The 13,225-nt window shown below is 66.1% G+C and carries 15 protein-coding genes; 6 read left to right on the top strand and 9 right to left on the bottom strand.

The window, feature by feature from the left end:
• Window positions 1-139: 139 nt before the first annotated feature.
• Window positions 140-1,561 carry a M20 family metallopeptidase gene (locus HWX07_RS31250; protein WP_175878932.1) on the top strand — a complete coding sequence of 474 codons (1,422 nt, stop codon included), beginning with the start codon at window positions 140-142 and terminating at the stop codon, window positions 1,559-1,561.
• A gap of 33 nt (window positions 1,562-1,594) precedes the next feature.
• Complete coding sequence (locus HWX07_RS31245) at window positions 1,595-2,881, top strand: MFS transporter (protein ID WP_077217769.1); 1,287 nt, start codon at window positions 1,595-1,597, stop codon at window positions 2,879-2,881.
• A 97-nt stretch (window positions 2,882-2,978) separates the two neighbouring features.
• Here the strand turns inward: HWX07_RS31245 and HWX07_RS31240 are convergent, their stop codons facing one another.
• From HWX07_RS31240 to HWX07_RS31230, 3 genes are all read right to left on the bottom strand, one after another.
• Window positions 2,979-4,031 carry an NADP(H)-dependent aldo-keto reductase gene (locus tag HWX07_RS31240; RefSeq protein WP_175878931.1) on the bottom strand — a complete coding sequence of 351 codons (1,053 nt, stop codon included), beginning with the start codon at window positions 4,029-4,031 and terminating at the stop codon, window positions 2,979-2,981.
• 147 nt (window positions 4,032-4,178) lie between these two features.
• Entirely contained in the window at window positions 4,179-4,616 is a 438-nt protein-coding gene (locus tag HWX07_RS31235) for a PaaI family thioesterase (protein ID WP_006484216.1), read from the bottom strand.
• Window positions 4,617-4,820: 204 nt separating this feature from the next.
• Window positions 4,821-5,873 carry an RNA-guided endonuclease TnpB family protein gene (locus HWX07_RS31230; RefSeq protein WP_175878930.1) on the bottom strand — a complete coding sequence of 351 codons (1,053 nt, stop codon included), beginning with the start codon at window positions 5,871-5,873 and terminating at the stop codon, window positions 4,821-4,823.
• A 92-nt stretch (window positions 5,874-5,965) separates the two neighbouring features.
• On the opposite strand from HWX07_RS31230, the gene HWX07_RS31225 reads away from it, so the two are divergent.
• Both HWX07_RS31225 and HWX07_RS31220 read left to right on the top strand, forming a co-directional pair.
• On the top strand, window positions 5,966-6,454 hold the full coding sequence (locus tag HWX07_RS31225) for a helix-turn-helix domain-containing protein (protein WP_175878929.1): 489 nt from the start codon (window positions 5,966-5,968) through the stop codon (window positions 6,452-6,454).
• 331 nt (window positions 6,455-6,785) lie between these two features.
• On the top strand, window positions 6,786-7,409 hold the full coding sequence (locus HWX07_RS31220; protein WP_053524422.1) for a phospholipase D family protein: 624 nt from the start codon (window positions 6,786-6,788) through the stop codon (window positions 7,407-7,409).
• A 159-nt stretch (window positions 7,410-7,568) separates the two neighbouring features.
• Here the strand turns inward: HWX07_RS31220 and HWX07_RS31215 are convergent, their stop codons facing one another.
• Window positions 7,569-7,787, bottom strand: coding sequence for a hypothetical protein (locus HWX07_RS31215; protein ID WP_175878928.1), 219 nt, complete (start codon window positions 7,785-7,787; stop codon window positions 7,569-7,571).
• Window positions 7,788-8,049: 262 nt separating this feature from the next.
• Here HWX07_RS31215 and HWX07_RS31210 point away from each other — a divergent pair, with 262 nt between their 5' ends.
• Window positions 8,050-9,021 carry a sensor domain-containing diguanylate cyclase gene (locus HWX07_RS31210; RefSeq protein ID WP_175878927.1) on the top strand — a complete coding sequence of 324 codons (972 nt, stop codon included), beginning with the start codon at window positions 8,050-8,052 and terminating at the stop codon, window positions 9,019-9,021.
• A 76-nt stretch (window positions 9,022-9,097) separates the two neighbouring features.
• Here HWX07_RS31210 and HWX07_RS31205 read toward each other — a convergent pair whose 3' ends face one another.
• From HWX07_RS31205 to HWX07_RS31190, 4 genes are all read right to left on the bottom strand, one after another.
• The gene (locus HWX07_RS31205) at window positions 9,098-9,571 is read right to left on the bottom strand and encodes a VOC family protein (protein ID WP_006476094.1); all 474 of its coding nucleotides are present in this window, start codon (window positions 9,569-9,571) and stop codon (window positions 9,098-9,100) included.
• Between the two features lie 181 nt (window positions 9,572-9,752).
• Window positions 9,753-10,271 (bottom strand): aspartyl-tRNA synthetase, encoded by a 519-nt coding sequence (locus tag HWX07_RS31200; RefSeq protein WP_175878926.1) that lies wholly within the window; start codon window positions 10,269-10,271, stop codon window positions 9,753-9,755.
• A gap of 103 nt (window positions 10,272-10,374) precedes the next feature.
• Complete coding sequence (locus HWX07_RS31195) at window positions 10,375-10,623, bottom strand: hypothetical protein (protein ID WP_175878925.1); 249 nt, start codon at window positions 10,621-10,623, stop codon at window positions 10,375-10,377.
• A gap of 39 nt (window positions 10,624-10,662) precedes the next feature.
• On the bottom strand, window positions 10,663-10,971 hold the full coding sequence (locus tag HWX07_RS31190) for a phosphatidylserine/phosphatidylglycerophosphate/cardiolipin synthase (protein ID WP_175878924.1): 309 nt from the start codon (window positions 10,969-10,971) through the stop codon (window positions 10,663-10,665).
• Between the two features lie 183 nt (window positions 10,972-11,154).
• On the opposite strand from HWX07_RS31190, the gene HWX07_RS31185 reads away from it, so the two are divergent.
• A complete protein-coding gene (locus tag HWX07_RS31185) occupies window positions 11,155-11,898 on the top strand; it encodes a DUF695 domain-containing protein (protein ID WP_006476097.1) in 744 nt (247 codons plus the stop codon).
• A 768-nt stretch (window positions 11,899-12,666) separates the two neighbouring features.
• On the opposite strand, the gene HWX07_RS31180 is transcribed toward HWX07_RS31185, so the two are convergent.
• Entirely contained in the window at window positions 12,667-13,062 is a 396-nt protein-coding gene (locus tag HWX07_RS31180; RefSeq protein WP_175878923.1) for a hypothetical protein, read from the bottom strand.
• Between the last annotated feature and the right edge of the window lie 163 nt (window positions 13,063-13,225).

Below are 13,225 nucleotides of genomic sequence, written 5' to 3'. Positions count from 1 at the left end.
GCCGCGCCGCTTTGCCTTTTCGGCAAAGAAAGGTTCGAAATTCGATCATTGTGACAAAAAAACCGGCTTTCTAGAATCGATCGCACTTCACGTTGCCTGCGCGGCCCGCGCACGGCGCACCCGACCGAGGAGACCCGATTTGAGCCGTACCGCCGCCATCCAGCACGCGCTGAACCAGTTCGAGTCCGGTGCGTTCTTCACGACCCTGAGCCGCCGCGTCGGCCTGCGCACCGAAAGCCAGGACCGCGGCAACGAAGCCGCGCTGCGCGCCTACCTGACCGACGAGATCGCGCCGGAGGCCGCCCGCCTCGGTTTCACGTCGCGCATCGTCGACAACCCCGTCGACGGCGGCGGGCCGTTCCTGCTCGCGTCGCGCCACGAAGACGACGCGCTGCCGACCGTGCTGATCTACGGCCACGGCGACGTCGTGCGCGGCTACGACGCGCAGTGGCGCGCGCCGCTGTCGCCGTGGACGCTGACGGCCGACGGCGACCGCTGGTACGGCCGCGGCAGCGCCGACAACAAGGGCCAGCACACGATCAACCTGGCCGCGCTGGCGAGCGTGCTCGACGCGCGCGGCGGCCGGCTCGGCTTCAACGCGAAACTGCTGATCGAGATGGGCGAGGAAACCGGCTCGCCGGGCCTCGACGCACTGTGCCGCCGGGAGCGCGACGCGCTCGCGGCCGACGTGCTGATCGCGTCCGACGGCCCGCGCATCGCCGCCGCGCGCCCGACGGTATTCCTCGGCTCGCGCGGCGCGGTCAACTTCAAGCTGAGCCTGCGCGCCCGCGACGGCGCGCATCACTCCGGCAACTGGGGCGGACTGCTGCGTAACCCGGCGATCGTGCTCGCGCATGCGCTCGCGAGCCTCGTCGACGCACGCGGCGCGATTCGCGTCGAGGGGCTGCGCCCGCCGCCGATCCCGGCCGCGGTGCGCGACGCGCTCGCCGATCTGTCGGTCGGCGGCGGCCCCGGCGACCCGGCGCTCGACGCCGACTGGGGCGAGCCCGGCCTGTCCGCGGCCGAGCGCGTGTTCGGCTGGAACACGTTCGAGATCCTCGCGTTCAAGGCCGGCAATCCGGAGCATCCCGTGAATGCGATCCCGCCCGCCGCGTATGCGCACTGCCAGTTGCGCTTCGTCGTCGGCACCGACTGGGAAGCGCTGCAGGCGCACCTGCGCGCGCACCTCGATGCGCACGGCTTCGCCGACGTCGAGATCGACGTCGAGCGCGGCGCACCGGCGACGCGCGTGCCGCCGGACGATCCGTGGGTCCGCTGGGCCGTCGCGTCGCTCGCGCGCACCACCGGCAAGAAGCCCGCGATCCTGCCGAATCTCGGCGGCACGCTGCCGAACGACGTGTTCGCCGACACGCTCGGGCTGCCGACGCTGTGGGTGCCGCACTCGTACCCGGCGTGCTCGCAGCATGCGCCCGACGAGCACCTGCTCGCGAGCGTCGTCAGCGAGGGGCTGCAGATGATGGCCGGCCTCTTCTGGGATCTCGGCGACGACGCGCCGCCCGTTCGCCGCGCGGCATCCGCCGCGGCCGGCGCCGCCCTGTAACGCTTCGCCCCTTTCACGGGACCTGCACACACGATGAATACGACCACCCTGACCTCGCAGGACGCCGCGCGCCCCAGCGCCGCGAAGATCCGGCGCATCATCTTCGCGGCGTCGATCGGCAACGCACTCGAATGGTTCGACCTGATCGTCTACGGCTTCTTCGCGGTCACGATCGCCAAGCTGTTCTTCCCCGCCACGAGCGAAGCGACGTCGCTGATGCTGACGCTCGGTACGTTCGGGCTGTCCTACCTGATCCGGCCGATCGGCGGCTTCGTGCTCGGCGCGTACGCGGATCGCGCGGGCCGCAAGGCGTCGCTGCTGCTGTCGATCGCGATGATGATGGCCGGCACGCTGCTGATCGCGCTGATGCCGACCTACGCATCGATCGGCATTCTCGCGCCGCTCGGGATCATGCTGTCGCGGCTGATGCAGGGCTTTTCCGCCGGCGGCGAATTCGCGAGTTCGACCGCGTTTCTCGTCGAGCACGCGCCGCAGCGGCGCGGCTTCATGTCGAGCTGGCAGTTCGCGAGCCAGGGCCTCGCGACGTTGCTCGCGTCGGGCTTCGGCGCGCTGCTGACGGCCACGCTGACCACCGCGCAACTCGAAAGCTGGGGCTGGCGCGTGCCGTTCCTGTTCGGCCTCGCGATCGGCCCGGTCGGGCTGTACATCCGCCGCTACGTCGACGAAGGCGTCGAGTTCAAGACGCAGGCGCGCTCCGAAGCGCCGGTGCGCGAACTGTTCGCGGATCAGAAGGTGCGCCTGCTGTTGTCGATCGGCGCGCTCGTGATCTCGACCGCGATCAACTACATGATCCTGTACATGCCGACCTACGCGATCAAGCAGCTCGGGCTGCCGGCATCGACGGGCTTCGCGGCGACGCTCGCGACCGGCTTCGTGCTGACGCTCGTCACGCCGGTCGTCGGCCATCTGTCCGACAGCACCGGGCGAATCCGCATGATGGCGGTCGCGGCCGTGCTGATGCTCCTGACCGTGTGGCCGACGTTCGCCTGGCTCACGCGCCACGCGTCGTTCGCGACGATGCTCGCCGCACTGGTCTGGATCGGCGCGCTGAAGGCGATGTACTGCGGCGCGCTGCCTGCGCTGATGGCCGAACTGTTCCCGTCGCAGACGCGCGCCACCGGGCTCGCGGTCAGCTACAACACCGGCGTCACGCTGTTCGGCGGCTTCGCGCCGTTCGTCATCACCTGGTTGATCAGCACGACCGGCAACCGGCTGTCGCCGGCGCTCTATCTGATGGGGTGTGCGCTGCTGAGCCTCGCCGCGCTGTTCGTCGCGCGCACGCGGCTGAAGATGCGCTGACGCGAGAAACGACGGCGCAGCGACGCGCCGCCGAAACCGCGCGCGTCGGTGCGAGTCGGCCCGTCGCGGCATCGCTGCCGCGCGGGCCGCGCGCCGTTTACGGCGCCGGGTTCGGCTGCCGTTCGTGCAATGCGTCGATCTCGGCGAGGATCTCGTCGGACAGCGTCACGTCGACGCTGCCGATGTTCTCCTTCAACTGCTCGAGCGACGTCGCGCCGACCAGGTTGCTGCGCACGAACGGGCGGCTGTTGACGAACGCGAGCGCCAGTTGCGCGGGCGACAGCCCGTGACGCTGCGCGAGCGCGACGTAACGCGACGTCGCCTCGACGGCTTGCGGCTTGCTGTAGCGCTGGAAGCGCTCGAACAGCGTGATGCGTGCGCCGGCCGGACGCGCGCCGTTCTCGTACTTGCCGGACAGCCAGCCGAACGCGAGCGGCGAATACGCGAGCAGGCCGACGCCGTCGCGATGCGTGAACTCCGACAGCCCGTTCTCGAACGTCCGGTTCAGCAGGCTGTACGGATTCTGGATGCTCGCGATGCGCGGCAGCCCGAGCCGCTCGGCCGCGCGCAGGAACTGCGCGACACCCCACGGCGTTTCGTTCGACACGCCGACCGCGCGCACCTTGCCGGCCTTCACGAATTCCGCGAGCACGCCGAGCGTTTCCTCGATCGGCACCGTGTACGCGTCGTCGACCCACGGATACGCGGGACGGCCGAAGGTGGTCGTGCTGCGATCGGGCCAATGCAGCTGGTAGAGATCGACGTAGTCGGTCTGCAGGCGCTTGAGGCTGCCGTCGAGCGCTTCGGTCAGGTTCTTGCGGTCGAACTGGTTGCCCTCGCCGCGAATATGACGCGGATTGTGCGGCTGCCGCGCCGGCCCTGCGATCTTCGTCGCGAGCACGATGCGCTCGCGCTGCGCGCGATGCTGCGCGATCCAGGTGCCGATGTATTGCTCGGTGCGCCCCTGCGTGTCGGGCTTCGGCGGCACCGGATACATCTCTGCGGCATCGATCAGCGTCACGCCGTGTCCGAGCGCGTAGTCGATCTGCTCGTGCGCGTCACGCTCCGAGTTCTGCTCGCCCCACGTCATCGTGCCGAGACCGATCAGGCTGACCTCGATGCCCGAATCGCCGAGTGTGCGGTATTCCATGCTGTTCCTGTCGCGTCAGTGGAAAGCAGGAACGCTATCACATTGAAGCCACTGCTTCAGATGGGCCCCGCACACGCTTACAAGCGGCCTTCGGCGCTGCCCCGCGCGCTTGCGCGCCCGCCCGGACGGGGGTGCCGCTGCTCGCCGTCACTGCGGCCGCTGGATGAAGCAGGTCGCCGACGCATGCGCGACGATCTTGTCGTCCGGCGTCTTCAGCGTGCCCTCCGCGACGCCCAGCGACCGCGACAGGTGAATCACGCGCCCTTCCGCGATCAGGTCGACGTCGCGCGGCACGGGCCGCAGCATCTTCACATGCAGATCGACGGTGCCGTACCCGACGCCCGCGTCGAGCATCGAATGCACCGCGCACCCGGTGACCGAATCGAGCACCGTCGCGGCGAACCCGCCGTGCACACCGCCCAGCGGGTTCAGGTGCCGGCCGTCCGCCCGCGCCGAAAACTTCACGTACCCGAGTTCAACGTCGAGCGGACGCATCGGGATCGTCTCGGAAATCGATGCAAGCGGCGCGTCGCCCGACACGGCGGCGCGCAGCAGATCGAGGCCAGACAGGGAAAGCGGGTTCATCGGGTTGTCTCCGGGTTGAAAGCGCGTCGCCGCGCGAGTAAGTTCTAAATTGGAACTCATTATTGTCAGCGATGCCGGCCGTTGTCAACGCGGCCGCGCCCGTTGCGACCGAAGGCGGGTTCTATAATCGAACCCGCTATTTCGCTGAACCGCCGCACGACCGCCGCAAGAGGCAAGAGACTCGACGTTGACGTCCTCCTCTTCCTAAAGGGAGAGGATTCCCACACCTGGCGATGCACGTCCGCATCGGAGAATGTTCAGCGCAGCGTTGATATCACGATCATGCACGACACCACATCCACTGCAGGCCCATTCTCTTACTCGCAGTCCCGCGATACCTTTCGGCCGCGTCGTGCTGTCTTTCGACCCGCACGCCGAACAGGACTGGGTGGAACCGCTTTCGTCGACTTCCTCGAACGTGGCCCCGTGCGCAATCGCCTTGTAACGGAGCTTGTTTCGGAAGGACGACCAGGATACGTCGTAGACGCTCTTCGCCATCCTGGTTCTAGCGAGTTTGACAGCCGACACGTTGCCGACCGCGATGTAATCGAAGCGCCGCACCAGATCGAGCGCGAGCTTGTGCTGGAAGTCGGCGCGGGCATTGGCGATCTTTGCGTGCAGCTTCGCGATATGTCGCTTGTGCTTTCGTGCTCGCTGCGCTTTCGCGAGCTTTTCCGCCGCTCGTCGACCGAACCGATCATTGGGCAGCTTCTCGCCGGTCGAAAGTGTGGCGAAGTCTTTCAGGCCGAGATCGATGCCGACGCCGGAACGGATCGGGCGGGCCCGCACATCCGGCATCTCGATCACGATGTTGAGAAACCAGTTGCCGCGTGCATCCTGCGCAAAGTTGGTCCCGTCCTTGATCTTGCCTTCGGGAAGCGGTCGGCTGTTGAACACGCGAAACGTGTTGCCGGCGAAACGAAACGCGTCGCCCTCGCGCTTCAGGTCACGCCCCTTCAGCGGCACCCAGCCCAGCGATTTCCTGCCGCGATAGCTCAGGTAAGGGCGTCGACGCTGGCTTCGCGACTTCGCGTATTGCTCGCACGTCGCATTGACCGTGCCGGAGTGAATACCGAGTTCCTTGCTGCTGCCGGTCGTCAGCACATTCAGGTCGAATCCTGTAGGCCACTTCTTGCCCCACTTGAGCGCGTGCTTCTGCGTGTCGTTGCAGAAGTTCCAGACGTGGTTCACCGCACGGCTCTGCTTGTTGAGCAGTCCGTTGAGCGACTTCACCCGGTAGCGGTAGACAAGAATCATGCAGGTGATCCTAACCCGTGGAAGAAGCTGCCTGTCAACAGCGGCGCTCCTTTCCTCCCCGTCCTGAACGACTGGGTTTCTCGGAGCAACTGATGAAATGGGATGACATCGGCACGCTGAACTGTTCGGTCGCGCGCACGCTCGCCGTGCTCGGCGACCGCTGGACCATGCTGATCCTGCGCAACGCATTCCTCGGCTGCCGCCGCTTCGATGCGTTCCAAACCCAGCTTGGCCTGACGCGCCACGTGCTGGCCGAACGGCTCGCGCGGCTCGTCGACGAAGGCGTGCTCGTCAAGCGCGCGTACCAGGAGCGCCCGCCGCGCTTCGAGTACCGGCTGACGGAAAAGGGCCTCGACCTCTATCCGGCCCTGCTCGCGCTGATGGCATGGGGCGATCGCTGGAAGGACGACGGCCAGGGGCCGCCGGTGCAATTGCGCCACCGGGCCTGCGGGCAACTGATGCACGCGGTCACCGTATGCTCGGCGTGCGGCGAACCGCTCGACGCACGCGACGTGCAGCCCGAGCCGGGGCCCGGATGGATTGCGTCCGACGGGACCGAGGCGTCCGCATCGACGGATTGACGATACGTTGCGCGCGGATGTCGTTCGGACGCGCCTGCTAGAGATACGTTTGGGCCACGAGCCGCATCGAGTGGCAGTCCGCCCGCCGGGGCACGCATCGTTCGCACACCCGTGCGCTGTAACGGCAAACGCAATCGCCTGCCATCGCCGGCACTATCGCTGTGCGTTGATCGCCCGCTCGCCCGCACCGGCTGCATAACGCAACTTTGCGTCACCCTGTCCACCGCTGCCAATCCCTGCGCACGCCCTCGCTTCGCATCCGCACGTGACCGGGCCGCCACGCGTGCGTTACACTCACGGCCCGCTGTCTCGAAATTATTCGCTGTCCAAGATGTTGTCGCGCAATCGCCTCGCTGCCGCCTGTCTCGCCGCTTCCCTGCTCGCCACCCCGTTCGCCGCCTTCGGCAAGACGCAAAGCGAATCGCTGCTCCAGCAAGCGATCGATCTCGTGTCGCGATGGCTGCCAACCCCCACTCACGAAGCACCCGCGACCCAGGTCGTCGAATCGGCCTTCTCGCCGGACGGCGGTGCCGAGGCGCTCGTACTGAAAGCGATCGGCGCGGCGCGCAGCTCGATCCGGGTTGCCGCCTACTCGTTCACGTCGCCGCCCGTCACGCGTGCATTGCTTGCCGCCAAGCGCCGCGGAGTCAATGTCGCGGTGGTCGTCGACGACAAGGGCAACCGCGCGAAGAACAGCAAGCAGGCACTGAACCTGCTCGTCAACGCGGGCATCCCGACGCGCACGATCGACGCCTATGCGATCCATCACGACAAGTACCTCGTGATCGACGCCGAGCACGTCGAAACGGGTTCGTTCAACTACAGCGCGTCGGCAGCCAGCCGCAATTCCGAGAACGTCGTCGTGGTCTGGAACAATCCGCAACTCGCGTCGCGCTACCTCACGCACTGGCAAAGCCGCTTCGACCAGGGCACGCCGTACCGCTCCGGCTACTGACGCGCGACACGCGCTTTCGCCCGACGCCCGATCGCTCGCATGCACGCAACGTGTTGCAGATGATCGGCGAGCGCGGCCCGATGTTCAATTCGGCCGAATGGCCAGCATGCTGCCTTGCGAAGCGCCCGTCGCGCGCAACGCCGCCGCATTCAATGGATGTCAGGCACCCCGCCCGGTCGCGATGCCGACATGCGGGCTCGGCACACAGCGGTTCGCGTGCCCGTCCGCACTGCTTGCCGCATTCGTCGACAGCCCGGGGGCACCCATCGGCAGCGCACTGCGCACGCAATCGGTACTGAATGTCAGCGTGTCGTGCACCAACGGATAAAGGAAATACAGCGCAAACGCGAGATAGCCCGCGTAAAGAATTCGAACCATGGTGCGATGGGAGGCGATGAATGATTGGTCTCGTCCTGTTTACGGCGTGGCGACGCGCACCTTGAGGAATCGGCTGCCCGATTCCGCATCGGGACGAAACACGTGCAGATGACACCGGCTTCTCACCGTATCTTCGCCGGCCCTCACGGAGCCGGTCCCCGCAGCCTCAAGCCGTGCGGCATGGCGATGCATCGAAGAATGCGCGATACTGTTCGAAGTACGACCCATGACGGCTCGACGGCCGGGACAAGAGACAAGGCCTATGCAAATCGCACCGAAACCGGCCGACGAAGCGGCCCGGCTCGATACGCTTCATTCGCTCTCGATCCTCGATACACCGCCCGAAGAGCGCTTCGATCGCCTGACGCGTCTCGCGCGACGATTGTTCGACGTACCGATCGCCCTCGTCAGCCTCGTCGACGAGAACCGCCAGTGGTTCAAGAGTCATGCGGGCCTCGACGCCACGCAGACGCCGCGCGACGTGTCGTTCTGCGCGCACGCACTGCTCTCGGGCGATACGATGGTGATCCAGGATGCACTGAACGACGATCGCTTCCACGACAACCCGCTCGTCACCGGCACGCCCGGCATCCGTTTCTACGCCGGCCGCCCGCTCACCGCACCGAACGGCGCGCCCGTCGGCACGCTGTGCCTGATCGACACACGGCCCCGCTCGCTCGCAGCCGACGAACTCGCACTCCTCGGCGATCTTGCCCACATGACCGAGCGCGAGATCGCCGCGCTGCATTTCGCGACCACCGACGAGCTCACGCAACTGACGAACCGGCGCGGCTTCGAGACTCTCGCCCGCCATGTGCTGAGCCTTTGCGATCGCGTCGGCCGACATGCCATGCTGCTGTTTTTCGACCTGAACGATTTCAAGGCGATCAACGATCGCTTCGGCCACGCCGAAGGCGATCGCGCGCTCAAGGCGTTCGGCGAAACGTTGACGGGTGCGCTGCGCGACGGCGACGTCATCGCACGGCTCGGCGGCGACGAGTTCGTCGTGCTGTTGAGCGCCGCCGATCCGGCCGAGGTCGCCGAGCCCGTCGAACGTGTAACGCAGGCGCTCGCGCAGCGCAACGCCGCCGACGCACGCGGCTATGCGATCCGCTTCAGCGTCGGGCACGTTGCCTATGATCCCGCACGCCATCGCACCGTCGCCGACCTGCTTGCATCGGCCGATCGCCTGATGTACGAACACAAGCAGCGCGGCCGAACGGCCGGGGAATGACCGCAGGGGAGCGAAGCGGGCGCGGCGGAATCAACCGGCCGCGCCGCCGCTCGGCCACGATCGTACAAGGCGTCGTTCAGCTCCCGCAGGGCGGCGCGCTAGCCATTGCGTCCGCGATCTGCCCGGGTGTCAGGTCGCGCTGATGCGTCGCCAGCGACCAGCGATGCCCGAATGGATCCTCGACCTGCCCGTAACGGTCACCCCAGAACATGTCGGCGGCCGGAATCGTCACCGTCGCGCCGGCCGCGACCGCCTTCGCGATCGCCGCGTCGGTGTCCGGCACGTACAGATGCAGGCAGACGGGCGTGCCTTTCAGCGCCTTCGGGCCCAGCGCACCATGCTCGGGCATTTCATCCACCAGCATCAGCGTCGAATCGCCAATCGCAAGGCACGCATGCGCGAGCCGGCCGTCGGGCATCGCGAGGCGAAACTGTTCGGTCGCATTGAATGCGCGCTTGTAGAAATCGATGGCCGCGGTCGCACCCGCACAGATCAGATGTGGGGTCAGCGTGCGCATCCCTTCCGGGATCGGCTTCACGGACGTGGGCATGGTGTCGCTCCTTCAGTCGGTTGTCGTATCGAAAATCGGGACGGACGCGCGATGCGCACGCCTCCGATGCTACGACGGACGACTCCCGCGGAAATCGACACGGCACACGGGATTTTTTTGTTGGATCGAGCGACGGGGTGCGCAGTGCCTCCCATCGGGCCTCGTCAGCTCGGCCGGTCGGCTAATCCGGCAGGCCGAACTGCCGCCGGCAGGCCTCCAGCAACGCGGCCACCGCGTCGAGCGGAAGATCGGCAAACCGGGCGATCGGCAGCATCACCCCGCCCGGCACCTTCATGCGCGACGAATGGGCGGAGAACTGATAGCCGATGTAACGATTTCCGGCAACGCTGACGATCCGGAATTCAGTGACGTCGCGCCACGGCGTGACGGGTTTTTCGCGGGCGGAACCGATCAGCCGGAAACCCGTCTCGTCGACCTGCAGCGCCAGCTTGCGCCGCGACGAGACGAACAACGCGGCACTGGCCAGCCCCAGCAATACGGCCAGCGCCGCCACCGGCCAGAGCGTCGGAGCGGCCGCATAACCGCACAGGCTCGCCGCGGCCAGCCCAGCACACACGGCCGCCCTGCTTTTCAGGCTTCGGCTGTCGACCGCCAGCGTCACCGGCAACGCGCCGATAACCGTTCCCGCGACGGGATCGACGTGCCAGCCGGAATCCGTCGTTTCGCGTTCGTCGTTCATTGCCCGCTGGCTCGTGTCGACGGCCGCCGGCCCATCGGCGCGGGCGGCACGCCGGGATTCCGATCCCGTTTGCGCGAATCACGCGCCATTGCGCCGATGTCGGTCAATTGCACACCTTGACGGTACCGTTGGTCGTGCATTGACCGATCGCCCAGTGGCTCTGCCCTGCCAGATGAGGCGCGGCGCCCATGCCGCGAATCGGCGCGGCCGGCGGCGACGAGGCGGGAACGGTCGCCGACGCGGTCTCGGGCGACGGTTGCACGGGCGCAGGCGCGGACGCGGTCTGGCAGGCGCCAAGCGCCAGACAGAGCGCAAATGCCAGCGCGGCGATGGCGAATCTGGAGAGAGTCATGGGTACGCTCGCGCGATCGTTTTGAGTAACGGCCCGCAGTCAGATCTGCGGCAGATCGCGCAGCGTGCGCGACTCGCTCGTTGCATCGATGTCGAGCTCGATGCCTTCGGACGCATCGCGATACAGCACGCGTTTCAGCCTGGGGCCGATTGCGGTGGTGTCCGATGCCGAGAAGATCGCGCGGACATCGTTACCGGACGCGAGCGCGCGCGCCACGTCCGCCACCGGGGCCTCGCGGGGCGTCGCCGCCCACGAGCGATCGGCCGGGTTCACGGCCGCCCAGCGCACGTGCGTCACGCGCGCGCTGAGCGGATCGATTCGGACACCATTCACCGCAAACATCGACATCGGCATCTCCCTTGAATTTTTGCGGCCGGCCGCATGCATGCGGCGCGCTGCGAACCACCCGGCTCTAGCTCGCGCGGCGCGCACGGCCTGCGATCGCGTGCGCTGCTTCGGCCAACGCGATTTTCGATGATACATTGGGACGCTTTGCAACCGTCAACAGACAATCGTGTACGGGAGAAATACATGAGCGACGCCTGGGGAACCTTCCCTGCCAGAATGGGCGACCATCAGGCTTTCATCAGCTTCAACCACGGCTTCGCGGAAATCGCCGAAGGCGATCCGCGCACGTCGTTGCTCAGCGTGCGTGTCCCCTTTGCCCATCCGTCGCCTGAAGGGCTGCCGACCGGCGACGAATTCGCCGGTCTCGCGAAGATCGAGGATCTGCTCGACGCCGCGATCATCGCGAAAGGCGGCGTGCAGGTCGGCCGCATCACCGTCGACGGCAACCGGGATTTTCTTTTCTACGTGCCGTTCGACGAAGAGGCAGCCGCGGAAATCGTCGACTCGCTGGCAGACCAGACGACCTATGCGCTGCAGTATGCCCACCAGGACGATCCGGACAAGACGACATACTGGCAGACGCTCTATCCGACCGACGACGACTGGCAGATCATGCGCGACATGCGCACGCTGGAGGCGCTGCGGCAGCAAGGCGACGCACCGGACGTGAGCCGGCGCGTGATGCACTGGGCATACTTCCCCGACCCGAGCGACGCGCACCAGTTCGCGGACTGGGCCGAAGCGAAAGGCTATCCGGTCGAATCGGTCGCGCCGACCGAAGACGGCAAGTCGGCGGTGCGGTTTTCGCACGAAGGCACGCTGGCGCTCGCCGACATCACGCGCCATACGGTCGCGCTCAGCCGCGAGGTACGCGCGCTCGGCGGAAACTACGACGGATGGGAAACCAGCGTCGAACAGGCAGGTTGAGCGGAGTGCGATGCCCGTTGCGCGCGATGTGACGTCACGCATGCGTGCAAAAAACATCCCGGCAGCGTTGTTGCGCGCCGCCGGGATCAAGGCATCGCCGTCAACAACCGGCGATGGGCCTGAGGGTTCGCTCAGGCACGAGGAAAGCGATTCGTACGGATCGGGCGAACGGATGTCCGGGTGCGAACGAGTGCCGTTGCGCAGCCCGCCGAACGCCTGTCCGGTTCCGCCGACGCAAGCTTCCGGCGTCGAGGGGCAAAAAGCCCCCGCTCCTGCGCGAGCGAGCGGGGAAATGGTTGACCGGGCCGGGGAAGAACGGTCAACCGGTCAAATTGTGATCGCGGGTCGCGCGACGGTCTGTGCGGCAACTCACCCTTTAGTGACAACGTGACGGCAACCGGCATGCTCGCGTCCCGGCGCATATCGTCATGATTCCAGCCCGACGCGCGGCCTGCCGGTCTCGTTGACGAGGAACCGGCCGAGAGCTTCTTCGTATCCGCCGTCTTCGGACCGCATCGCAGTACAACCTGTCAGGCCGGCGGCAGTCGTCATTGCGACGGCCATCGACAGCGTTCTTTTTTCATTTCTGGCGTTTTATTTTGTATTAATGCAAGTGGAATTTTCAGGCCCGGACGCAGTTTCCGGTAAGTCGCGAGTATTGTCAAAGCAGGATTATTCTATTTTTTCACACGAGGCGATTTCCACTTCGTTTTTCACACAGAATTTCGCGCGCACAATGATCTGCGTCATGAAAACACGAGCTCGTCGCTATAACGAGCCACTGGAAAACCAATCGGCAACCATATCGATCCAGTCGAGATTGCTGACGATTTCAATAGCGGCGTCGCCGACGATTTCGGCTGTCGACGAATCCGCCGCCACCGTGCCGGCTGCCACCGCGCTCGCCTTCGCAATCTCGGCCGATGCGACAGTCCTCGGTTCGGCAAGCCGCTCCAGCCACGTGACGATGTTGGCGCGTGCGTCTTCTTCATCGGCGAAATCATTGCGCGCCAGAAACCGATCGAACACGATCCAGGCGAGCGTCTTGCTTCGCGTCTCAGATTCGAGCTGCCTGTCGACAACGACGGTACGACCGGACTCCGTGATTTCGAGCATCCCGGTGAAACGGTAATCGAGATATTCGATCTTGAGATTCGACGGCATGGCTTCTCCGTTCAATGTATCCGCTCGATTTTCGAGATGCGTGGCGCCTGACCTGCTGCGCGACACTGTGTGAAGCTTGCGTGAATATCGCGCAGGGCTTCATTCTCGCCGGCAGTATCGCGATATTCTCGCAGCCTGTCGATATGGACCGTCAGCGTATGAC

It is taken from the genome of Burkholderia sp. BCC0097, from assembly GCF_902832985.1.
Lineage (GTDB): Bacteria > Pseudomonadota > Gammaproteobacteria > Burkholderiales > Burkholderiaceae > Burkholderia > Burkholderia orbicola.
Note: the sequence above shows the minus strand (reverse complement) of the source record. Positions and strands in the feature narration are given on the sequence as shown.